Raw genomic sequence first — 23201 nt, 5'->3', positions numbered from 1 at the left:
GTTGGAGACCATCCGCCAGTACGGGACGGAGCGGCTCGCCGAGGCCGGTGAGCTGGTCGACGCCCGGTCCCGGCACCTGCGCTGGTGCCTGGCCCAGGCCGCCAGCCTGACGGTCGTACGGGCGGACTGGCGGGCCTGGTTCGACCTGGTGGCCGACGACCTCCGCGCGGCCCTGGCGTGGGCGGCCGGCCGGCCGGAGCGGCGCGCGGACGCGTACGAGCTCGCCCGGCGTCTGGCGGAGCTGACCTTCACCCGGCACCTGACCGGCGAGTCCCAGCGGCGCTACGAGCAGGCGGCCGAACTCGCGGGCGACCCCGCCGACAGCGCGTCGATGCTCCGGCAGGCCGCGGCCGTGGCCGGCTGCCGGACGATCGGTGATGACATGTACCGCCTGCGCCGCGCGGCCGCGGACGCCGCCCGCGGCTCGGGCGACAGTGCCGGCGCCGCCGCCGACCTGGCGACCGCCGCCACCGTCGCGTTCCGGTTCTCGACCACGTTCGTGCGGCTCCCGCCCCGGGAGGAGGCGCTCGCGCTGGTCCGTGAGGCGCGGGAGCGCGCCGGCGACGATCCGGCCGCGCGGGCCGCGGTGGCGCTGGCCGAGGCGGGGGTGCTCACCGACGCGTTCGGCGCCGCCCAGGGCCCGTCGGAGAACGAGGTGCCGGAGACGATCGCGCGCGCCGAGCACGCGGTCGACCTCGCCCGCCGGACCGGCGACCCGCTCGCCGAGTCGGCCGCGCTCGACGCGCTCATCGGCGCGCAGAGCTGGGCCGGGGACACGTTCGCCGCCGCCGGCACGGCCCGGCGCCGGATCGCGCTCCTGTCGTCCCTGCCGATCTCGCCGGCCGGCACCCACGAGCTGGTCGACGCGCTCGCCATGGTCACCGAGGCAGGCCTCGGCGCGGGGGACGTGCCGGGCGCCCGCCGATGGGCACGCCGGCTGGCCGGCCATCCATCGCTGGCGGAGGTCGGTCACCGCGCCACATGCCGGCTGCTGATGGTCGACGCGCTGGCGGGCAACGTCGCCGAGGTGCTCACCGGCAGCGTCCGGTTCCTCGACGCGTGGCGGCGGGCAGGCAGCCCCGCCCTGTCGATCCTCCGCCCGGCGGCGGCCGGTGTGGCGATGATCCATGGCCTGCGCGACGACCGGAGGGCCCGGCGCGAGTGGCAGGAGGTCCTGGAGCGGCTCGGCACCCCGCCGGAGGGCACCTACGGCTACGGGGCCGTCTTCGACGCGTTGCTCCTGCTGCACCGCGGGCGGGCGCCGGAGGCGCTGGAACGGATGGCGCCGGAGGCCGGGCAGGTGTGGAAGTGGGTCACCTGGATCTGGCACCACTGGTACGTCGCGCTCCGCACCGAGGCCGCCGTGCTCGCCGGGAGCCCCGGCGCCCGCGACCGTCTGGCCGAGGCCCGCACCGTCGTGGCCGGGAACCCGGTCGCCGGCGCCATCGTGGAGCGGGCCGGAGCCCTGCTCGACGGCGACCGGGAGGCGCTGCTGGCCACGGCGGACGCGTTCGACGCCGCCGGCTGCCGCTACCAGTTCGCTCGGACCATGGTGCTCGCCGGAGGCCCCCATGCCGAGCGCGGCGAGGCCGTGCTCACCGGCCTCGGCTTCGCCCCGATGGCCCCTGCCCGGAGCCGATGACGACCTCGCGGCCGTACCCGGCCGCCGCACCTGGCGGGCGCGGCGCCGGAGAGCCCGGCTCGGCGCGCCTTGCGCCGGCGATTCCCGATCCCCCGGACGCCCGTCACCTAAGCCGGGCGCGCCGCCCCGGTTTCCGCGTGCGGCGCGGGCTCGGCCGGCGCCACCGGCTGCTCGGCCGGTCGCGGTGCCGTACGGCGGCGGGTGAGCAGGAGCGCGAGCGATCCGGCGACCAGTCCCCAGAAGGCCGATCCGATGCCCGCGAAGGAGGTCGCCGAGGCGGTGACGACGAAGGTGACCGCGGCCGCCTCCCGCCGGTCCGGCCCGGTGAAGGCGGTGGCGAGCGAGGAGGCGAGGGCCGGGAGGAGCGCGAGCCCGGCCACGGCGGTGACCAGGACCGGCGGTGAGGCCACGACGAGCGCGGTGGCGAAGGCGGCGCCCAGCCCGAGGGTGAGCTGCCCGGCGCCGAGGGCCAGGGTGGCGGTCCAGCGGCGGGCCGGGTCGGGGTGGGCGTCGGGTCCGGCGGTCAGGGCGGCGGTGATGGCGGCGAGGTTGACCGCGTGCCCGCCGAACGGCGCGGCGGCCGTGCTGACGAGACCGGTCGTCACCAGTGCGCCGCGCAGCGGCACCGGATAGCCGTAGGTCGACAGAACGGCCGCCCCGGGCACGTTCTGTCCCGCCATCGTCACCAGGAACAGCGGCAGTGCGATGCCGACGAGGGCCGGCAGGGTCACGGCGGGCATCGTGAACACCGGTTCGGGGCGCAGGGACGCGGCCGGGAACGCGGCGCCGCCGATCGCGAGGCCGGCCACGGCCGCGACCAGCGCCCCGGCGACCGCCCACCGCCGGGCGTACCGCATGAGCACCGCCCAGGTCAGGGTGACCGGTCCCGCCAGCAGCGGGACGTCCACCATCGCGCGGAGCGGGGCGGTGCACAGCGGGAGCAGGACTCCGGCGAGCATGGCCGCCGCCATGGGGCCCGGGATCGCGGCGACGCCGCGGGCCAGCCACGGGACCAGCCCGGCGAGCACCGTCAGGACACCGCACACGGCGAAGGCCCCGATCGCCGCCGGGTAGCCGCCGGAGACCTGCCCGGTCGCAACGAGCAGCGCGGCGCCCGGAGTGGACCACGCGATCGCGATGGGCATCCGGTACCGGACGGAGAGGACCGCGGCGGCGACGGCGATGCCCGCGCACAGCGCGAGCAGGCCGGAGGCCGCCTGCCGCGAGTCGGCCCCGACGGCCTGAAGGCCGGCGAGGACGACGGAGAACGAGCTGGCGTAACCGACGACGGCGCTGACCAGTCCGGCGAGCACCGGCTGAAGGATCCGCACCGTTCCTCCCTGGAATCCGGCCACAACCACGAGCGTTCCGTTTACGGAACGATTTCAGGTGTCACCATAGCCAGGTGGGTGCAGACGGGACAAGCCGGTTCGACCCGGCCATCGGGCGGCGGCTGCGCGGGCTGCGGGAGGCACGCGGGCTGTCGCTGTCGGAGCTCGCCCGCCGGGCCGGCGTCGGCAAGGCCACCGTGTCCGGGCTGGAGCACGGGACCCGCAACCCCACGCTGGAGACGATGTACGCGATCGCGGGCGCGTTGTCGGTCCCCATGAGCGCGCTGACGCTGGACCCCGGCGCTCCGGCCGGCGCGGCCTCGCCGGTGCGGGGCGCGGCCGTCGTCTCCACCCTGCTGGAGGTGTTCCGGGAGCCGGGCGCGACCTACGAGATGCTCCGGCTGCGGATACTCGCCGGGGTGGAGCAGACCTCGCCCGCGCACCCGCCCGGCGTCACCGAGCACCTCTCGGTCATCCGGGGGACGGTCAGGACGGGCCCGGCCGCCGCGCCGCTGACCGCCGCCGCGGGGGAGCACATCTCGTGGGCCGCGGACGTCCCCCATGTCTACGCGGCCCTCGGCGGCGAGGAGGCGCACGCGATCCTCCTCATCCGCACCCCCCACGACCCACCTCTCCGATAAGCGAACGGCTACGCAGAGGCGCAGGTCGCCTCCGTCGCGGCTGGCGGGCACGGCACGGTCCGGTCAGGCGTCGTCACCAGCACGCCGACGCCCGGTGGCGCGCTCAATGTGTAGACCGTGCGGCAGCCGGCATCCACCCGCCCCGGACCCGGGGAGCAGGTCACCTCGGCCCGCAGCGTCTTCCCCGACTCCCAGGACTCGCTCAGCGAGGGCGGGGCGCCGTGCCAGGTCGTCTCCCGCCTGACGGAGAGGCGTCCGGGGGCGCCCGGAGCGACCCGCACGTCCACCCTGCCCCGCACATCCACGATGATCCTGGGTGCCGTGACGGCGTACGTCACGGTCCTCGTCTCGGTCCCTCGCTGGTCGAGGACCGACGACCGGTAGGAGCCGGGAAAGGAGAAGTCGCCGGCGTGGGGGAGACGGATCTCCAACCACGCCGCCCACGTCATCGCCCCAACCACGGACACGGTCAGCGCCGCACCGGCGGAGATCCATCCGATCCGCACTGCTCTTCGCATCATGTCGCCTCTCGAATCTTCAGGAATCGCAGTACGGCCAGCACTCGCCGGTGGTCCTTCTCGGAGCCGGAGAGGCCGAGCTTGGCGAAGATGTTGTTGATGTGCTTGCCGACCGCGCTTTCGGAGACCACGAGCGCCTCGGCGATGCCGGCGTTGGACCGTCCCTCCGCGATCAGCGCGAGCACCTCGTGCTCCCTGCGGGTCAGCAGGTCGAGCGGATCGCTGCGCCGGCGCAGCAACAGCTGCGCGACCACTTCGGGGTCCAGGGCCGTGCCGCCCGCGGCGACCCGGCGCAGCGAGTCCAGGAACTCGGCGACGTCGGCCACCCGGTCTTTGAGCAGATATCCGACGCCGGTCGTCGCCGTGGACAGCAGCCGGGTCGCGTAGCGTTCCTCGACATACTGCGAGAGGACGAGGATCGGCAGCCCTGGCCGCCGGTGCCGCAGCAACAGCGCCGCGCGCAGCCCCTCGTCGGTGTGCGTGGGTGGCATCCGCACGTCCGTGACGACGAGATCGGGCTCGTGCTCGTCGACCGCCCGCAGCAGCCCTTCGGAGTCGTCCACCGCGGCCACGACCTCGATGCCGGCTGATCCGAGGACCCAGACGAGGCCCTCCCTGAGGAGGACGGAGTCCTCGGCGAGCACTACGCGCACGGAAGCTCCACCTCGATCGTCGTCGGGCCGCCGCTCGGGCTGTCGACGCGCAGGGTGCCGTCCACCGATCCCGCCCGCTGCGCGAGACCGCGCAGGCCCGACCCTCTGGTGGGCTCGGCGCCCCCGTGCCCGTCGTCGCGTACGACGACGCGGAGCACGCCGGCGTCGCGGCGGACGGTGACGTCGGCCCCGGAGGCCCGCGCGTGCTTGGCGACGTTGGTCAGGGCTTCGGAGACCACGAAGAACGCGATCGCCTCGACCACGGGAGCGACCCGTTCCGGCACGTCGACGCTGAGCCGTACGGGGAAGGGGGCGCGCGCCGCGAGACCGGACAGCGCCGCGTCAAGCCCCTGGTGGTCGAGGACGGCCGGGTGCAGCCCTCGCACGACGTCGCGCAGATCCTTCAGCGCCTGCTTGGCCTCCTCGTGCGACCGCGCGATGGCCTGGCGGGCGGGCTCCGGCAGGTCGGTGAAGGCGGCGCGGGCCATGCCGAGGTTCAGGGCGAGCGACACGAGCCGCTGCTGGGTGCCGTCGTGCAGGTCGCGTTCGATCCGGCGGCGTTCCGCGTCGGCAGCCTCGGCCAGCTCGGCCCGGCTCTCGCGCAGCGTCTCCACCCGCCGGGCCAACTCGTCCTTCACGCTGGGACCGAGCAGCGCACGCGCCGCCACCGCGTCGAGCGCGGTGATCCCCCGAAGCAGCCACGGCACCACCACGAACAGCGAGAGCGCGCCCGCCGCGGGCAGGGAGGCGGTCCAGCCGCCTCCGACCATCAGGAGTCGTACGGCGACGATGGCCGCGACCAGGCACGCCGACCACGCCACGGCCCCGCTCAGGAAGCCCGCGGCGCCGATCACGGGCCCGATCGCCAGGTGATAGGCGACCTGCCGCCAGAGGACGCCCGATCGCGCCTGCAGGAGAAGTCGCCTGATCGGGCTTCCGTCCCGGGGGAGACGTGTTACCTCGGGGATCCCGTGGCCGAGGAAGGCGGCGAACCGGGAGCGCTGCAGCCGGGTGAGCCGCGGCACGATCCAGGTGAGGACAAGCAGCGAGACCAGGGGGACGACGACTGTCCACGCCAGCGCTATCGACAGCGCGACCAGCCCCGAGATCGCTGCCGCCGACGTGAGCGCGATCGGTACGCCCGCCGTCACATGGATGGTACGGAGCCAGGTCGGCGACGACCAGTGGCCGCGGATCCGGTCCCAGGGAGTGGTCATGCGCCAACCCTAGAGAGCGGCACGGCTCGACGACATGGCCCGGACATCCCGGGTGAAGGTGCGGCAAACCCCACCTTTCCGCCGGTCGTGGTCCAGGCGGGAGCCGCGGAAGGGCGTCTTTCCTGCCGCGTCATGGCCGTCGGAGCGAGCAGACGGTGCCTGCGGGAGTCACCGTCAGCCTCGTCAGATACCGGTCGGCGTATCCCGTCACGCACGGATCCTTGGCCCGCAGGTAGACGACGTGGACGGGGCCGTCATAGCGGACGGCGACCGAGCCTGGGATCCGGCTCATCAGGAGTTCTGTGACCGGAAAGTCACGGTCGCCGCCAAGTCCCAGCGCGGGAGGCAGGCCGGTCGGCAGGGGGCGAAGCGGGTTCACCGGCCGGTGACGCCAGCCGGAGCAGGCCAGGGCTTCGAGCCCGATGCCGACCCCGCCGCCGAAGTTGTGGGAGATCCGCTCGCTGTGACGGTGGTCGCTGACGAGCGCCTCGTACCCCAGCCTCACCAGGCCGTCCGGGCACCGGGTCGCCACCGCGCCCGGCGAGCTCCAGCTCGCGGAGACGCCCAGGACCTGCTCGCCGAACCAGGCGAAGTCGCCCTTGCTCGCCTTGCGCAGCGCGTCGGCGAACTCCGGTGCCCTCTCCGGAACGGGGAGGACCAGCCGGGCCACCGCCTTGAGGTGCAGATCGGTCAGTCTGATCTCGCCCAGCCGCGCGGAGGCGTACATGACGGGCCTGCGGCCGACGCTCGTGATCATCCGGCGCCAGAGCGTGCGCACGTTCCACCCCCGCAGGGCACACGCGTCGTCATCGGCGCACCAGTTCGTGAAGCGCGTGAACGCCGCCTCGGTGGCGCGCAGTTGTGCGCGTTCCACACCGCGCCAGCCCACCGTCGCGTCGGGTGTGGCGTCGAAAACCATGGCCCGGACGTGCGCCGGATAAAGGCGCGCGTACGCGGCGGCTGGAACACCGCCGTAGGAGAAGGCCAACATGGTGAGTCTGTCCTGGCCAAGGGCGGTTCGGATCGCCTCCATGTCCCTGGCCACCGAGTCGGAGTCCAGGTGGTCGGCAAGACCGGTCGTGTCGTCCCGGCGGCATCGCTGCACCAGGCGTTCGAGGGCGGCTGCCTGGACCTCGTATGCGGCCCGGTCACGCGGGTCGTTGAGCGGTAGCCCGGGAACTCCACAGGAGGGCGGCAGATAGCGCCCCGCCACACTGGTGCGCGGGTTGTAGCCGACGACGTCGAAGTGCTCGCGCAACTTCGTGAACGACTCCGGAGTCGAGGAGAGGACGCCCTGGATGCCCGGACCGCCGTCGGACACGACGAGAACGCTGCCGAGACGGGGCGACGGACCGGTGGCGGGCAGCCGGGCGAGGTCCAGCCTGATCGTGGTCTCTCCCGGCGCGGACCAGTCCACCGGCACCTCGACAGTGGCGCACTCCATGTCCGCCGGGCCCTGGCCCACAGGGCACCCGCTCCAGGTGAGGTTCGGCGTGGCCCGGACCGCCGCCGGCAGTACGGCCGGGCCCAGGAGCGTGGACAGAGCCGACAGGACGACCGGCACGGTCTTCACCCGATGCGCGGAGCGGACCGGTGCCGGTCTGACCGGCTGTTTCGCTGGCTTTGTCATGCGCTCACCGTAGAGATAACGACTGTGCCGGCGACATGGCCGAGGCATCCGGAAACAGGGTGAGGCACGCCCTACCGTCGCCGGGGTGGCCCGCCGGAAGGAGGGCCTTTCACTGGTCAGCGGGTGAGCAGGCGGCGCAGGCGTGAGGCCGGCTGCGCGGGCGGGGGAGGCGGGGGCTCGATCAGGCCCAGCGCCTCCAGCCTGCGCTTCTTGAAGTAGCGGGCCGGGCCGTGGTCGCGCACGTAGGCCGCCGCGGCCTCGCGCAGCCCGGGCTGGGCGGCGCTCTGCATGCAGTAGCCGACCGCCGCGACCAGGGCGGGCAGGTCGTGGGCGGGCGGCTCGGCGATCGTGCCGTCGGCCTCCAGCCGGGGCAGCGTCGCGTCCACGATCGTCGCCGGGATCCGGTTGCTGTTCTCGTACGGCGTGAGCCGTTCGAGCACGAGGCCGGTTCCGGCGGCCGCGACCGGCAGGCCGAACAGCCGCCGCGCGGTCACCAGCGCGGTGGAGAAGCACCCGGCGACCAGGTCGGGGCGGTGCGCGGCGAAGCACGCCTCGGCGGGCGTCGTCTCCGGCGCCACCAGAAGCTCGACGCCAAGCTCCGCGGCGACCGGCCGCAGCTCGCGGGCGTGCCGCCGCCCGGCCGCGGGGTGCGGCTTGAACAGCACGGTGCGGTGGCCGCGCGCCGCCAGGCCGCGCAGCATCCGCTCGTGCAGCCCGGCCTCCTCGGCGGCGGTGAGCAGGCCCAGCGAGGACAGGTACTGCCCGAGGATCATCGCCTCGGCGCGGGGGGCCGCCTCCGCCGCCTCCGCGACCCGGCCCGTCACCCGCGTGAACGACGCGTCCGCCAGCGCATCGGCCGGCACGCCGTGCTCGGCCAGCAGCAGGGGGGCCAGGCCCGGGACGAGATCGAGGTGGAGCAGCCGGCCGATCCGGCCGGCGATCTCCTGCGGCAGCGGGTCGCGGGTGGGCCCGTAGCTCATCAGCCCGTCGGAGTAGACGGTGATCGGGCAGTCCTTCACCAGCCCCGCGAGCGTCCGCGCCGGCGGCACCGCGATCGACTCCAGGACCAGCTCGCCGGGTTCCCCCAGCAGGTCGCGCAGCAGGCGGCCGAGCATGGGCGTCTCGATCGAGCGGGGCTTCCAGTCCGACGGGTGCAGCGGCGCGATGATCTCGTTCCAGGACAGCACGCGGTCGAACGCCCCGCGCAACGCGGCGAACCCCGGCGCCTCGTCCGGCGCCGGGGTCACCTCCGGGATCGCCGCGTTGTTCGACACCAGCAGGACCCTGGGCCCGCCGCCGAACCGTCCCTCCTCGATCGCCGCGGCGAGCGTCATCGCGCCGAACAGCGTGGAGGCGTAGAACAGCGTCGGGTCAGGCACTCGGGCCTCCGGGAAGGTAGGGGCCGAGCAGGGCGGCCCGCTCGGGCTCCAGGCCGCCGATCGCCTCGGTCAGCGTCTCGCGCGGCAGCCGGGCGAGCACCGCCCGCGCCCGCTCGTCGAACCGGGCCCGTACGGCCGGGGTGAACCGTTCGGCCAGCTCGGCGTGGTGGGCGAGCAGCGCGCACAGGTTGCGGGCCGCCTTGGGCAGGTAGCGCGGCTCGGTCTCGTCCAGCACGATGTCGTAGGCGTCGAAGAAGTGCAGCTGCCGCTCGTCGCCGATCTGGGTGAGCGAGGCCGGGAGCCCCCGCCGGTAGAACAGCCCGGCGAGGGACACCACGGCGTACGACCGGGCCAGCCGGTGCAGCCGCCAGATCCACGGGCGGTCCTCGGCGGTGTGCAGGCCCGAGGGGAACGCCAGCAGGTCGCCCAGCTCGCGCCGGTAGATCCCGGCCCAGGCGTAGGGGTAGTCGACCATGGTCTTGAGCCCGGCCGGCAGGATGCTCTCGCGCGGGTCGAGCACCACCCCGCGGCGTGGTTGCGGCGCCCGGTGCGTCTCCCGTTTGCGGCCCTCGGCCTGCACGTGGTCCACCCGGACGAAGTCGCAGCCCAGCCCCTCGATCGCCGCGACCAGCCGGGGCAGGTAGCCCGGCGCGAGCCAGTCGTCGGCGTCGAGGAAGGTGACGTACCGTCCGGAGGCCAGCTTCAGCCCGGCGTTGCGGGCGTCGGCGAGCCCCAGCGGCGCCGCGTTGCGGACGAGCGAGAGCCCCGGCAGGTCGCGCCGGAAGTCCTCGGCGACGTCCGCCGTCGCGTCGGCCGAGCCGTCGTCGACGACGACGACCTCGGTCTCGAACTCGCGCGTCCGGTTGCGCGCCAGGGACGCGAGGGCGTCACCGAGGTACGCCTCGCCGTCCCTGACGGGCACGATCACGGAAAGCGTGATCACGCCGTGACCCGGCGCAGGCGGGCCCGCGGGGCCTCCTCACCGGGGTAGACCCGCTTGACGCCGTCCCCGAGGGACTCCTCGATGATCCGGATGTCGCGGACGAGGTGCTCCAGGCCGCTCGGCTCCAGCGAGGCGGCGTGGTCGGAGCCCCACATCGTGCGGTCGAGCGTGATGTGCCGCTCGACGGTGACCGCGCCCAGCGTCACGGCCGCCAGCGAGATCTGCAGCCCGCGCTCGTGCCCCGAGTAGCCGACCGGCACGCCGTACCGCTGCCGCAGCGTGGTGATCATGCGGAGGTTGGCCTCCTCCGGAGGCAGCGGGTAGGTGGAGGTGGCGTGCATCATCACCAGGCGCTCGGTGCCGAGGATCTCCACCGCGGCGTCGATCTCCTCGATCGTCGACATGCCGGTCGACAGGATGACCGGCTTGCGGGTGGCCGCCAGCGCCCGGAGCAGTTCGTGGTCGGTCACCGAGGCCGAGGCCACCTTGTGGGCGACGACGTCCATGTTCTCCAGGAACTCCACCGACGGCACGTCCCAGGGCGAGGCGAACCAGTCGACGCCGCGCTCCTCGCAGTACTTGGCGATGTGGGCGTACTCGTCGGCGCCGAACTCGGTGCGGAGCTTGTACTCCATGTAGGTCATCTCGCCCCACGGCGTCTGCCGGATCTGGTCGCGCTGCTCCAGTGGCACGCAGATCTCCGGCGTCCGCTTCTGGAACTTGACCGCCTGGCAGCCGGCGTCGGCGGCCACGTCGATCAGCCTGCGCGCGATCTCCACGTCGCCGTTGTGGTTGATGCCGATCTCGCCGATCACGTAGACCGGCTGCCCGGGCCCGACCAGCGACCTGCCGATCCGCACCGGCCGGGGCTCCGCGAGCGGGGCCGTGCCGTACGCCGGGAGAACGGGCGCGGGAACGGTCTCGGGGGCGGCTTCGGGGGCGGCGGCCGGGCGGGCGGCGAGCACCCGGTCGGACAGTTCGCGCACCGCTCCCGCGCCGCCGGGGGCAGACAGCACGACGCGGGCGGCGGCGCGCACCCGGGGGTGGGCGTCGGGCACCGCGACCGGCCAGCCGACCATCGCCATGCAGGACAGGTCGTTGACGTCGTTGCCGACGTAGGCGACCCGCTCGGGGTCCAGCCCCTCGGCGGTGAGCCACGCGCGCAGCGCGGCGTCCTTGGCGCCGAGGCCCTGCACCACCGGCACGCCGAGCTTGGCGGCGCGGGCGGCGACGACCGGGTTGCGCTCGGTGGACAGCACGAGCGTCTTCACCCCGGCGCGGCGCAGCAGCGCGATCCCCATGCCGTCGGAGCGGCTGACGGCGACCATCTCCCGGCCCTCGGAGTCGACGAACGCGCGGTCGTCGGTGTGCACGCCGTCGAAGTCGGTGACGACCGCGTCCACGTCGATGGGCAGCGGCTCGTCCACGAACGGGGCGAGCGCCCGGGCGATCTCCAGATCCTCCGGGACGTCGATCTCGACCGCGTGCCGGCTGGGCACCGGCTGGACCGCGACGGTGCCGAAGAACCGGTGGCCGCGCTCGCGCAGGCCCGCCGTACGCATGACGTAGAACGCGCCGGTCTCCCGGAAGTGGGGCTCGCGGTCCTGGCGGCGCGGGCGCACGGCCGGGTCGTGGTTCACCCCGTGCCCGGCGCCGGTCCACACGAACTCGTAGGTCTCGACGCCGGAGAAGACCGAGTCGGCCTCGCCGCCGAGCACCCTGCCCACGGCCGCGTCGAGGTCGCGGGGGTCGATGAACGCGCTGGTGCACTGGACGAGGACGACGATCTCCGGGTCCTCGCCCGGCGTCTCGGACAGGGCGTGCAGCACGGCCGACTCGCTGGAGGCGGTCGGGCCGCTGAGGTCGGCGGGGCGGCGCACCACGCGGGCCCCGGCGTCCTCGGCCGCCCGGGCGATCAGGTCGTGGTCGGTGCTGACGATCACCTCGTCCACGAGCTCGGCGCGCAGGCAGGCGTCGACCGCGCGGGCCACGAGCGGAATGCCGCCCACCTTCTCCAGGTTCTTCAGCGGGACGCCCACCGAACCACCTCTGGCGGGGACGACTGCCAGCACTCGCACGAGTGACTCCTTCACCTGCGACATCGGGAACCCCGGGGGTCCTGGGGGGCGGGGTGTCGAGAAAACTAGCCAGCAGGTTGTCCCGTTGGGGGTTGCCCGGCTGAACGCGCAGGGGCGCCGGTCTTAACTTTGGGTGTCCTCGCCTCCGGGCCGCCGGTCCTGGCCGTCCGGCCGCGCGTCCTGGCCGTCCGGCTACGCGTCCTGGCCGCCGGGTCCCGGCGGCCCGTCCGGCTGGTCGGGCGCCAGCGGCAGCCGCAGCACGAACCGCACGCCGTCCTCGACGTTCTCCACCCGGATCGACCCTCCGTGGGCCTCCACGACCTCGCGGGCGATGGCCAGGCCGAGGCCGGTGCCGCCCCGGCTGCGGCTGCGCGCCGCGTCGGTCCGGTAGAACCGTTCGAAGATCCGTTCCTGGTCCGCCTCCGGGATGCACCCGCCGTCGTTGCGCACGCACAGGACCGCCTCGTCACCCGCCCGCTCGACGCACACGGACACCCCGGTCAGCGCGTGCCGCTCGGCGTTGTCGAGCAGGTTGGCCACCACCCGGGCGAGGTGCCGGCGCATGCCCCAGATGATCACCCCCGGCGTCTCGTGCAGCTGGGTCGGCAACCGGCCCGGCCGCCGGTCGACCTCGGCGACGACCAGATGCGACAGGTCGACCTCCTCCCTCGCGGTCTCGGGGACCGTGGGGATGCGGGCGAGCAGGAGCAGGTCGGAGACGATCGCCTCCAGGCGCTCGGTGTCGCGCAGCGCCGCGAGGACGGCCTCGGGGGTGTCCTCGGGATGCAGCCGCGCGCTCTCCAGCTGGGCGCGGATCCCGCAGATGGGGGTGAGCAGTTCGTGCGAGGCGTCGGCGGCGAACTGCCGCTGCCGCTGGATCGAGGTGTCGAGCCGGGCCAGCGCGTCGTTGGCGGTCCTGGCGAGGCGGGCGATCTCGTCGTCGCCGGGCGGCTCGGGCACCCGCGAGCCGGGGTTCTTCCCGCTGATCCCCGCGAGCTCCGACCGGATGGCCTCGACCGGGCGCAGCACGCGGCCGGCCGTCTTCCAGGCGGCCCATCCCGAGAGCGCGGCGAGCATCAGGGCCAGCAGGAGCAGCGACGGCAGGCCCAGGGGGCTGGTGAGGACCGCCGGGGCGGCGCGGCCCGCGTAGACGAAGTCGGAGCCGGGGCCGGGGAAGACGCGCACCACCGTCACGTACAGGCAGTCGCGGCCGTGGGGGGCGCAGGAGGTCGTCTGGGTCACGTCGCCGTCGGCGGCGGGGTGTAACGGGCTCAGCCGGTGGACGCCGTCGGCCCCCGCGCTGCTGGCGATCACCCGGCCGTCGGAGCTGACCACCTCCACCAGGTCGATGCCGTTGCCGCCGGTCACCACCGGATTGGTCAGGCTGCCGTCGCGGACCGAGGCCGCGACGCGGCTCGCGGTGTCCAGGCTCTCGTTCCAGATCCCTTCGGCGACCGCGTGCCGGACGAGCACGTTGAGCACGACCGCGATCGGGATCAGCAGGCACGCCGCGAGCCCGGCCGCGATCAGCGTCAGCCGGGCTCGGAGTGACCGGGGGTGCTTGGGAACGAGCATCACCCGAGGCTATCCATGGTCATTACGCGAAAAACTCGCAAGAGCGGAAATAGAGCACCAAAGTTACCCAAAGACGGATTTATGCCGCATTGACGGACGCCTCGGTGAAGACCGCGACCGTGCGGGCGGGCACGCGCAGGACGCCGCTCGCGGGGTCGGCCGCCGCCTGGCGCACCACCGGGTCGGCCGACGCCGCCTGCACCGGGTGCAGCGCGACCCTGGCGCCCCTGACGCCGGGCACGGCCGGAGCGGCGGCCTGCCCGGTGGCGTTGAACACCACGTAGAGCGCCTTGACCGCGGGGTCGGCGCCGGCGGCGTCGATCCGCATGACGATCACTCCGGGCGTCCCCGAGGGCGGGAACGTCACCCGCCGGGCGATCTCCGCCGCCGACCCCAGCGAGAACGCGGGGGAGGAGTACCTGATCCGCAGCAGCTCGCCGAACCCGGCCCGGGCCGCCCCGATCGCCGCGCAGTCCGGCCGCAGCGCCGGATCGGCCAGCAGCGGCCGCGCGTACGGCCAGCGCGCCTCGTTGTCCTTCGCGGGCGGCAGGCCGGCCCCGAAGCCGTTGCCCCGCTCGCAGTCCCACAGCAGCCGGTTGAACCAGTCGCCCGAGTCGTAGGAGTTGCGGTCGAGCGACTTGGACCGCAGCCGCTCGCTTCCGGCGTGGACGAACGCCGTGCCCTGGCCGAGCAGGGCCGTCGCCAGCGACAGCGTCTGCATCCTGACCCGGTCGGCCATCGGGGTGTCCCGCGGCAGCTTGTACGCCAGAGCGTCGAACAGCGTCTCGTTGTCGTGCGCGTCCACGTACGTCACCGCGTCGCCCGGCGTGGCGGCGTAGCCCGCGGGGCCGCCGTTGTAGTCGATCTGCGAGCCCTTCACCGGCGTGCCCGACGACCCGGTGAACGTGAAGTCGCGCAGGTTGCCGGCGAGCCCGAGCCTGATCAGGTCCTCGTAGTGCGCGAGCCGGTCGCCGGGCCGGTCCGCGAGGCCGGAGCCGAAGCCCTGGACGCCCGGGTCGGCGTCGAACGGCGAACCGCCGCGCACCGCGTCGCGCAGCCGGTCGTTGAAGGTGCCGATCCCGGTCCCGGCCATGGCGGCTTGCGTGGCCTGCTCGAACCGGGCGCCACCCGCGACCTCGCCGAAGTCCCAGCCCTCGCCGTACAGGATGATCGACCTGCCGTCCACGCCGTCCCTGTCCGGCGTCAGCGCGTCGAGCGCCTTCCGCACGGCGAGGATGTTCGCCTTGGGGTGATGACCCATCAGGTCGAACCGGAACCCGTCGACCTTGTACTGCCGCGCCCAGGTGACGATCGAGTCGACCACGAGGCGGCCCATCATCGCGTGCTCCGGGGCGGTGTTCGCGCAGCAGGTGGAGGTGGCCACCGTGCCGTCGTCCATGAGCCGCTGGTAGTAGCCGGGGACGACGCGGTCGAGCACACTGCCAGGGTCCTGCCCGGCGGCGTGCGTGTGGTTGTAGACCACGTCCATGACCACCCGCAGCCCCGCGCCGTTCAGCCCCGCGACCATCTCGCGGAACTCCCTGATCCGCCGGTCCGGGTGGGTCGCGTACGACCCCTCCGGCACCGTGTAGTGCAGGGGGTCGTACCCCCAGTTGAAGGAGTCCTTCGCGGCCGTCTCCGCGACGCACGCCTGCTGGCGGTCGGAGTCCGGCGGCAGCGCGGCGAGGTCGCAGCCCGGCTCGGCGCGGTCCGCCGCCAGGTCGGGCACGGTCGCGAAGTCGAAGACCGGTAGCAGGTGGACGTGGGTCAGCCCGTCCTTCGCCAGGCTCCGCAACTCGGTCATCCCCGCGCTGCCCGTCTCGGTGAACGCCTTGTACGTGCCGCGCTCGGCGGCCGGCACGGTGGCGTCGGAGGCGGAGAAGTCGCGCACATGCAGTTCGTAGATCGACGCCCGGTCCTGCCGCACCGCCGGGGGCTTGCGCAGCGCCGTCCAGCCGTCCGGCCGCAGCGCCCGGTCGTCCAGGTCCACGATCTGGCTGCGCCCCGACCCGGCCGACACCGACAGGCTGTAGGGGTCGGTCACCTCGTTCGTCACGATCTTCCCGGCGGCCGGGGCGTAGACGGTGACGAGATAGGTGTAGTACCTGCCCCGCCAGGACGGCGGGCCGGAGACGGACCACACGCCGGTGGCGTCGTCCCTGCGCATCGGGTGAACCGTCCGGTGGCCGGCCGACGGGCCGTCGTAGAGGGCCAGTTCGACCGTGCGGGCCGTCGGCGCCCACACCGACAGCGCGCCGCCGCCGGTCGGCCCCAGAGGGGCCCTGGCGGCCGCGGCGTACAGGTCGTCGAGCACGCCGGGGATCTGCACGCCGGTGGCGGTCAGCAGCGCGCCCGAGGGCCCGCGCTCGACCGCCACGACCTGGCCGCGCAGCGCGTCGCGCACGAGACCTGCGTCGCGCGGGTCCACCTTCAGCGCGCCGTACGCCGCCAGGTGCGGCCAGGCGGCCTTCTGCGCGTCGCTGAGCTGCCCGGGGGCCAGCCGGATCAGGTGGACGTCGCCGGTGAGATCACCCTTGTCGTACGCGATGTCGCCCTTGGGGGAGTAGGCCAGCGCGTAGTGGTTCGCCGTCGCGACCTCGCCCTTCCAGGCCACCGTGTCGCGGTCGATCCACTGGGCCGTGGCCTTCGACAGGTCGGCGTCCGCTCCGGAGGCCGGCGGTTGAGGCAGCAGGTATCCGTCCACACCTGACAGTTTCCACGCCTCGTTGCCGTTTATTGCGAGGTCGAGCGACTGGTCGGCCTGCTGGTCCTTGACGTCGCCCTTGTGGACGATCCAGCCGAGCGACCGCGCGCCCTCCTTGAGCGGCACCTCGAAGTACACCCCGAAGAGGTCCTTCCCGGCCGGTTTCAGCGGGTCGCCCCACTCGACCGACCCGGCCGCGTCGCCCCAGAAGTGCAGGCCCCAGCCGTCGTAGTCGCCGTCGGTTCGGTGATAGTGCAGCACCGCGACGTGCCGGGCCGCCGCCGCGCTCGCGTGGACCGCGTTCTCGCCCGCGTTGACGTACGCCTCGGGCTGCCGGGCGGGGACGAACGACTGGTCCGGCCCGGGGTCCTTCGTGTCGCCCCTGTGCACGATGTAGTTCAGCGGCGCGTCCGCGTTCTTCAGCGGCACCCGCCAGAAGGCCCCGAAGGCGTCCGTGCCGTCCGGCGGGCGCGGCGAGGCCCACTCGGTGCCCGCGCCGTCGGCGAGCGCGTCGCCCCACAGGTGCAGGCCCCAGCCGTCGTACGCGCCGTCGGGGCGGTGGTAGTGGATCGTGGCGTAGCCCTGGGCGGCGGCCCGGGAGGCGTACACCCCGGGCTTCCCCTCGGTGAGCCACACCTCGCCCGTTCGGGCCGGGTTGACCGTCCGGTCGCCCTGGTCCTTGGTGTCGCCCCTGTGGGTGATCAGGCCGACCTCGGTGGCCCCCGGCTTCAGCTTGAGCCAGGCGAAGCGGCCGAAGGCGTCCTCGCCCTCGAAGGCGACCGGCGAGCCCCACTCGACCGTCTGGTCGATGTCGCCCCAGGCGTGCAGGCCCCAGCCGTCGTAGTCGCCGCCGTCGCGCCGGTAGTGGACCACCAGGTGGTCGCGCTTCACCGCGCCCGGCTCCTCCCCGGCCGGCTCCGGCCCGGCGGTCGCGGCCGCCGTGGCGCCCGCGTACCGGCCCGCCGCGTCCTTCACCACGGCCCTGTACGTGAGAGGGGTGCCCTCCGGCACGCCGGTCAGGTCGTGGAACACCCGGTAGACGCGGCCGTTGGGCGCGTCGTCGGTGCCGAGCACCCGCCACGGCGCGTCGCCCGCCTTGACGGCGAACGTGACCTGGGCGAAGCCGCCGCCGGGCACCTCCGCCGAGATCGGCACGCGGCCGTCGCCGGCGGTTCCGCGCAGTGCCGTCCCCGGCAGCGTGAGGGAGATCCGCGGAGCCGCCGCCGGGGTGGCGAGGGCCCTGTCCGCGCGGTAGACGACGGCCGTCAGCGGCGGCACGGTCACGGCCAGCCTCCCGTCCGCCGCGCTGGTGAGCGCCTGCGTGCCCCCGTACACCTGGGTGAAGGAGGCACCGGCCGAGTACGTGGGGATCTGGACGGCTCTGGCGGCCGTGCCGCTGTTGAGCGCGACCACGAACTCGACCCGCTCTCCGGTGCCGAGCCGGGAGAACGCGTACACACCGCCGTCGGCCAGCCGTTCGATCTGCGCGCCGTCCGCCAGCGCGGGATAGCGGTCGCGGAGCCGGGCCAGTTCGGCGATCGAGGTGTAGAGCGGGTGGGTGGTGACGTAGTTGTCCGCGGCGTGGGTGGCGGTGGTGCCGATGAGGTCGTCGTCAAGGTAGTCGGCGGTCTTGGAAGCGAACATGGTCTGCCGGGCGTCCTTGTCGCCGCCGTCGCCGGTGAAGCCCTGCTCGTCGCCGTAGTAGACCACCGGCTGGCCGCGGGTGAGATACATGAGCTGGTGGGCGAGGCGGTCGCGGGCGAGCAGGGCGGCGTCCCCGGCCGACGGGGCGGCCTGCTTCAGGAAGTAGCCGATGCGGCCCATGTCGTGGTTGCCGAGGAACGTCGGCAGCGACGCGGCGTTGGAGTCGGCGTCGGTGAAGTAGTCGTCGGCCGCGTACAGCCTGCTCAGGCCCGCGGCGTCGCCGCCGGCCGCGTAGGAGCGGGCGACCTCCTGGAAGCCGAAGTCGAGTGTGGCGTCGAGCGTGCCCGTGGTCGAGTAGCGGCTCTCCACTGCGGGGTCGGACGTGTAGACCTCCCCGAACATGAAGAACCTATCGTTGCCGAGCCTGGCCGCGTAGGTGTGCAGCGCGGGCGCGAAGCGCTGCCAGAACTCCAGGTTCACCTGCTTGGCGGTGTCGATGCGGAAACCGTCGATCCCGGTCTCCTTCACCCACGTCCGGTAGATGTCCGTCATGCCCTTGACGACCTCGGGACGCTCGGTCCACAGGTCGTCGAGGCCGGAGAAGTCGCCGTACTCGGAGCTCTCGCCGGAGAAGGTCGAGTCGCCCCGGTTGTGGTACATCGTCGGGTCGTTCAGCCAGGACGGCACCTTCGACCTCGCCCGCACCACCGGCGTGTACGGGAAGGACTTCGCGGTGACCTTCGGGAAGTCGTCGCGCAGGGCGTAGTCGCGGTCGTCGAAGACGCGGCCGGAGGCGTCCACGTAGGGATAGGCGGCCTTGCCGCGATAGCCGTACGTCTTCTCGGCGTAGTCGACGAGGTCGGCGGTGTGGTTGGTGATGATGTCGAAGAACACCTTCATGCCGCGCTTGTGCGCCTCCTTGACGAGGCTCTTCATCTGCGCGTTGGTGCCGAGGTGCGGGTCGATCGCGGTGAAGTCGGTGATCCAGTAGCCGTGGTAGCCGGCGCTGGCCTCCGCCCCGGTGCCCTGCACGGGACGGTTCTTGAACGACGGCGTGAGCCAGATGGCCGTGCTGCCGAGGCCCTTGACGTAGTCGAGCCTGGAGATCAGCCCGGCGAGGTCGCCGCCCTGGTAGAAGCCCTTGTCCGCGGGATCGAACCCGGTCGTCAGCCGGTCGCCGGTCAGCCCGCCGCGGTCGTTGGAGGCGTCGCCGTCGGCGAACCGGTCGGTCATCACGAAGTAGAGGCGCTCGCGGGACAGGTTCACGCGGAGCGCGTCCCGGGCGAGCTCGGCGTCCGGCGGCGCGGCGGAGGGCCCGGCGTGGCTCGTGGCCGTCCCGGCGCCGGTTCTCGCCGTGGTCCCGGCGGCTGTCCCGCCGGCCTGAGGGACGGCGATCCGCGCGGTGGTGGGGGACGTGGTGGGGGACGTGGTGGCGGAGGCGGTGGCGGGAGGGACGGCGAGGAGCGCGGCGGCCAGTGCCGTGGCCGAGAGTGCCGCGAGGGGCGCGCGCCCGCGCCGGTGCTGGGGGGTCACCATGGCCCGGAAGCTACTGTCCTGACCACGTTGGTGCAAGCATTTGCTGAAATTTCCAGAAACATTCCAGTCGCCTCGTGACCCGCCGCCGTAACAGGCGTGAAACCTGTGTCCGACACTGTTGGTGTCGCGTCGCCCGGCGCGGATGGAGGAGGAGGTGGTGGGGATGTTGCTGCGGCTGAGGGTCTCGCTCCCCGACCGGCCGGGGGTGCTCGGCCAGGTGGCGCGGGCGTTCGGGGTCATGGGCGCCGACATCCTGCAGGTCACCGTGCTGGAACGGGAGGCGGGCCGGGCCGTGGACGACTTCACCGTCTCCTGGTCGGGGGTGTTCGAGCCCGCCGAGCTGCGCGACCGCATCGGAGTGGTGCCCGGCACGCGGGTGGAGGGCGTGTGGCCGACCCGGGAGGTGCCCGGCGCGAGCCTCGACTACGACCTCCTCGGCCACGTCGCCGGCGACCCCGACCGCGCGTACGTCACCCTCGTGGACGCGGTGGCCGACCTGGTCAGCGCGGAGTGGGCGGTGACCGTCGACTCGACCGGCGGCGCGGTCGTCCACGGAAGCTGGCAGGCGCCCGAGTCGGTGCCCGCGACCGAGTTGATCCCGCTGCGTGCCACGGCGTTCGAGGAGGGCGACCTGCACCTGGTCAGCGTGCCGATGGACGGTGTCCACCTCGTGGTGGCCCGATCCCAGGGCCCGGCGTTCCACCGGGCGGAGGTCGACAAGATCGTCCGGCTGGTGGGGATCGTCTCGGTGCTGGCCGGCGGCGTCAGCCGTACGGTGTGAGCCCTGGCCCGCGGGCCGGGACGGCGGGTGGCGTCAGCGGCGGGGCGGGTCGATGCGGTTGCCGTCCATGGTGAAGAGCATGAGGCGGGAGACGTCGACGGCGACCCGGCCGTGCTCGCCCGCGCGCCACACCGGCCGGTTGCCCAGCCGGACGATGAGGTCGGCGCGCCGGTGCGTGCCCGACGTCGAGACCGGCGGCGGTTCCTCCTGCTCCTCCGGCGCCGGCGATCCGTTCAGCAGGCGGCGCATCATCGACCGCGCCCTGCCGCCGCCGTTGGAGCCGTTCATCTGGCGGCGGTCCGGCGGCTCCGGCGCGGTGACGGCGGGGATCCCCGCCTCCAGGTAGGCCAGCCACTCGTGGCCGTGGTACTCCAGCGTCCTGACCCGGCCGAAGAAGGTCGGGCCCTCGGTCTTCTCCGGCACCGGGACGAGCCCGTCCGGCCGGATGCCCACGATGATCTGCATGCCGGTGTGCTGCGAGACCGCGTACGCGCGTGGATCGGTCCATGGCATCGTGATCTGATGGGGGCCGAAGTCGAGCATGATGAACTTGTTCTGCGGGGTGCGCACGGTCGCCGCCAGCAGGTTGAGCTGCTGGGAGTTGAGGAACGCGGCGGTGAAGGCGGTCGCCGGGTCGTTGTAGACCTGGGCGGGGGTGCCGAGGTCCTGCAGCACGCCCCTGTTCATGATCGCGATACGGTCGGCCAGGGTCAGCGCCTCGACCTGGTCGTGCGTCACGTAGATGGTGGTGACTCCGAGCGCGCGCACCAGTGACGAGATCTCCATGCGCAACTCGGTGCGCATGCCGGCGTCGAGGTTGGACAGCGGCTCGTCCATGAGGAAGAGGGAGGGCTGGCGCACGATCGCGCGGCCCATGGCGACGCGCTGGCGCTGGCCGCCGGACAGCGTGCCCGGACGCCGGTCCAGCGTCTCGTCGATGTGCAGCGCCCGCGACAGTTCGACGACCCGCTGTTTGGCGGCGGCGGGGTCGGCCTTGGCGATCTCCAACGGGAACGACAGGTTGCCGCGCACCGTCCGGTGCGGATAGAGGGCGCCGTTCTGGAACACCATCGCCACGTCCCGGTCCCGGGGAGCGAGGTGGTTCGCGAGCTGCCCGCCCAGCCACAGGTCGCCGGAGGTGATCTCCTCCAGTCCCGCGATCATGCGCAGCAGCGTGGACTTCCCGCAGCCCGACGGGCCGAGCAGGACAAGAAGCTCGCCCTCGTCCGCACGCAGGTTCATGCGGTCGACCGCGAGGTACCCCCCCGGGTAGATCTTCGTCACGTTGTCGAGGACGACGGTGCTCATTGCAAGCTCGTTCCTCCCGGGCAGGAGAGCCCGGATCCCCAGCCGCCGATGTAAATGATGAGGTAGTACATCGCGTCGCGGGCACTCGTGTCCATACGTGTCGTGAAAGATCCGGCATCTGCCTGCAACTTGCCGTTACTCCAAACTTTCCCCTTGCTAAAGCCGCGTGTCAGGGTTATGCCGTGACCTCCCTGACGCACTCCGGGAGGGGTCAAAGGTAACGAAATTGCTGAAACTTTCTGTAAGGCCTTTCATCACCGGTGGCCCCCTGTTACCTTCCGGTCAAATCCCCTGACCAAGGAGTGCGACACAGATGAGGCGAGCCCTCACGTCCGCGGTGGTCGCCGCGGCGCTGGCTTTGGCGGTTACGGCCTGTGGCGGCGACTCGGGCGGCGACTCGGGCGGCGCCGGATCGGCGCCCGCCGGGAGCGCCGCTCCCGCCGAGGTGTCCGGCACGGTCACCTGGTGGGACACCTCGGACGCCACGACCGAGGGTCCGGTCTTCCAGGAGCTCATCAAGGACTTCGAGGCCAAGTACCCGAAGATCAAGGTCGAGTACGTCAACGTGCCGTTCGCGGACGCGCGGGACAAGTTCAAGACGGCCGCGCAGTCGGGGTCGGGCGCCCCCGACGTCCTGCGCACCGACGTCGGCTGGGTCGCGGAGTTCGCCTCCCTCGGCTACCTCGCGCCGCTCGACGGCACCGCGGCCGTCGACAAGCCCGAGGAGTTCCTGCCGGTCCCGGCCGCGAGCGGCAAGTACAACGGCAAGACGTACGGCGTGCCGCAGGTGACCGACACCCTCGGCCTGCTGTACAACAAGGAACTGCTGAAGAAGGCGGGTTACGACGAGCCTCCGGCCACGATGGCCGACCTCAAGAAGGCGGCGCTCGACGTCAAGTCGAAGACCGGAGCGGGCGGGCTCGCCCTGAACGTGGACGCCTACTTCCTCCTCCCGTTCATATACGGCGAGGGCGGCGACTTCGTCGACGTACCGAACAAGAAGATCACGATCTCGTCCCCGCAGAGCGTGGCGGGTGTGAAGATCGTCGAGGACCTGATCACGTCCGGCGCCGCCGTCAAGCCCGCGCTGCAGGACAGCTACACGAACGCGGAGACCGCGTTCAAGGACGGCAAGGTCGCGATGATCTTCAACGGCCCGTGGTCGAACGCCGACAACCTCGGTGGCAAGGTGTTCAAGGACGACCCGGACAACTTCGGCGTCGCTCCGGTCCCGGCCGGCTCGGCGAAGGCGGGCGCGCCGCTGGGCGGCCACGACTACACCGTCTACGCCGGTTCGAAGAACCTCGACGCGTCCTACCTGTTCGTCCAGTTCATGGACAGCGCGGAGAGCCAGGCGAAGATCGCCGGCAAGCTCGGCCTGCTGCCGACCCGCCAGCCCGCCTACAGCGCCTCCGAGGCCACGGCCAACCCGAAGATCGCCCAGTGGCAGAAGCCGATGGAGTCGGCCGTCGAGCGCCCCTGGATCCCCGAGGCCGCCTCGCTGTTCCAGCCGCTGGTCGAGGGCTACCAGAAGCTCGCGGGCGGCCAGACGACCACCGAGCCCATGCTCAAGGACGTCGCCACCGCGTACCAGGGCATCCTCAAGGGCTGGAGCCTGTAG

General features: G+C 73.1%; 14 protein-coding genes. 3 read left to right on the top strand and 11 right to left on the bottom strand.

Features of this window, described 5'->3' with window-relative positions:
* Positions 1 to 1749: 1749 nt before the first annotated feature.
* On the bottom strand, positions 1750 to 2973 hold the full coding sequence (locus tag FED44_RS14760) for a benzoate/H(+) symporter BenE family transporter (protein WP_138461029.1): 1224 nt from the start codon (positions 2971 to 2973) through the stop codon (positions 1750 to 1752).
* A 74-nt stretch (positions 2974 to 3047) separates the two neighbouring features.
* Between FED44_RS14760 and FED44_RS14755 the strand changes: the two genes are divergently transcribed.
* Positions 3048 to 3614, top strand: a complete 567-nt coding sequence (locus tag FED44_RS14755) for an XRE family transcriptional regulator (RefSeq protein ID WP_111700972.1) — start codon at positions 3048 to 3050, stop codon at positions 3612 to 3614.
* Between the two features lie 8 nt (positions 3615 to 3622).
* Here the strand turns inward: FED44_RS14755 and FED44_RS14750 are convergent, their stop codons facing one another.
* From FED44_RS14750 to pulA, 9 genes are all read right to left on the bottom strand, one after another.
* A complete protein-coding gene (locus tag FED44_RS14750; RefSeq protein ID WP_133306007.1) occupies positions 3623 to 4135 on the bottom strand; it encodes a hypothetical protein in 513 nt (170 codons plus the stop codon).
* Positions 4132 to 4785: a response regulator gene (locus FED44_RS14745; protein WP_111700970.1), complete on the bottom strand. Its 654-nt coding sequence runs from the start codon at positions 4783 to 4785 to the stop codon at positions 4132 to 4134. Before FED44_RS14745 ends, FED44_RS14750 begins: the two co-directional genes overlap by 4 nt.
* Entirely contained in the window at positions 4776 to 6002 is a 1227-nt protein-coding gene (locus FED44_RS14740) for a sensor histidine kinase (RefSeq protein WP_111700969.1), read from the bottom strand. The genes FED44_RS14745 and FED44_RS14740 overlap by 10 nt, the downstream gene beginning before the upstream one ends.
* Before the next feature lie 130 nt (positions 6003 to 6132).
* On the bottom strand, positions 6133 to 7632 hold the full coding sequence (locus FED44_RS14735) for an alpha/beta fold hydrolase (RefSeq protein WP_165900692.1): 1500 nt from the start codon (positions 7630 to 7632) through the stop codon (positions 6133 to 6135).
* A 116-nt stretch (positions 7633 to 7748) separates the two neighbouring features.
* Positions 7749 to 9011, bottom strand: a complete 1263-nt coding sequence (locus tag FED44_RS14730) for an alpha-2,8-polysialyltransferase family protein (protein ID WP_244301939.1) — start codon at positions 9009 to 9011, stop codon at positions 7749 to 7751.
* A complete protein-coding gene (locus FED44_RS14725; RefSeq protein WP_138461028.1) occupies positions 9004 to 9954 on the bottom strand; it encodes a glycosyltransferase family 2 protein in 951 nt (316 codons plus the stop codon). Before FED44_RS14725 ends, FED44_RS14730 begins: the two co-directional genes overlap by 8 nt.
* Positions 9951 to 12032: an N-acetylneuraminate synthase family protein gene (locus FED44_RS14720; RefSeq protein ID WP_244301938.1), complete on the bottom strand. Its 2082-nt coding sequence runs from the start codon at positions 12030 to 12032 to the stop codon at positions 9951 to 9953. The genes FED44_RS14725 and FED44_RS14720 overlap by 4 nt, the downstream gene beginning before the upstream one ends.
* Before the next feature lie 192 nt (positions 12033 to 12224).
* The gene (locus FED44_RS38460) at positions 12225 to 13109 is read right to left on the bottom strand and encodes a sensor histidine kinase (RefSeq protein WP_396787856.1); all 885 of its coding nucleotides are present in this window, start codon (positions 13107 to 13109) and stop codon (positions 12225 to 12227) included.
* 577 nt (positions 13110 to 13686) lie between these two features.
* Positions 13687 to 19491, bottom strand: a complete 5805-nt coding sequence (gene pulA, locus FED44_RS14710; RefSeq protein WP_138461025.1) for a pullulanase-type alpha-1,6-glucosidase — start codon at positions 19489 to 19491, stop codon at positions 13687 to 13689.
* Positions 19492 to 19654: 163 nt separating this feature from the next.
* Here pulA and FED44_RS14705 point away from each other — a divergent pair, with 163 nt between their 5' ends.
* Complete coding sequence (locus FED44_RS14705) at positions 19655 to 20272, top strand: ACT domain-containing protein (protein WP_111700964.1); 618 nt, start codon at positions 19655 to 19657, stop codon at positions 20270 to 20272.
* A 33-nt stretch (positions 20273 to 20305) separates the two neighbouring features.
* Here the strand turns inward: FED44_RS14705 and FED44_RS14700 are convergent, their stop codons facing one another.
* On the bottom strand, positions 20306 to 21580 hold the full coding sequence (locus FED44_RS14700) for an ABC transporter ATP-binding protein (protein ID WP_111700963.1): 1275 nt from the start codon (positions 21578 to 21580) through the stop codon (positions 20306 to 20308).
* Positions 21581 to 21893: 313 nt separating this feature from the next.
* On the opposite strand from FED44_RS14700, the gene FED44_RS14695 reads away from it, so the two are divergent.
* Positions 21894 to 23201 carry an extracellular solute-binding protein gene (locus FED44_RS14695; protein ID WP_138461024.1) on the top strand — a complete coding sequence of 436 codons (1308 nt, stop codon included), beginning with the start codon at positions 21894 to 21896 and terminating at the stop codon, positions 23199 to 23201.

This window comes from Microbispora triticiradicis (assembly GCF_005864065.1).
GTDB classification, from domain to species: Bacteria; Actinomycetota; Actinomycetes; order Streptosporangiales; family Streptosporangiaceae; genus Microbispora; species Microbispora triticiradicis.
Note: the sequence above shows the minus strand (reverse complement) of the source record. Positions and strands in the feature narration are given on the sequence as shown.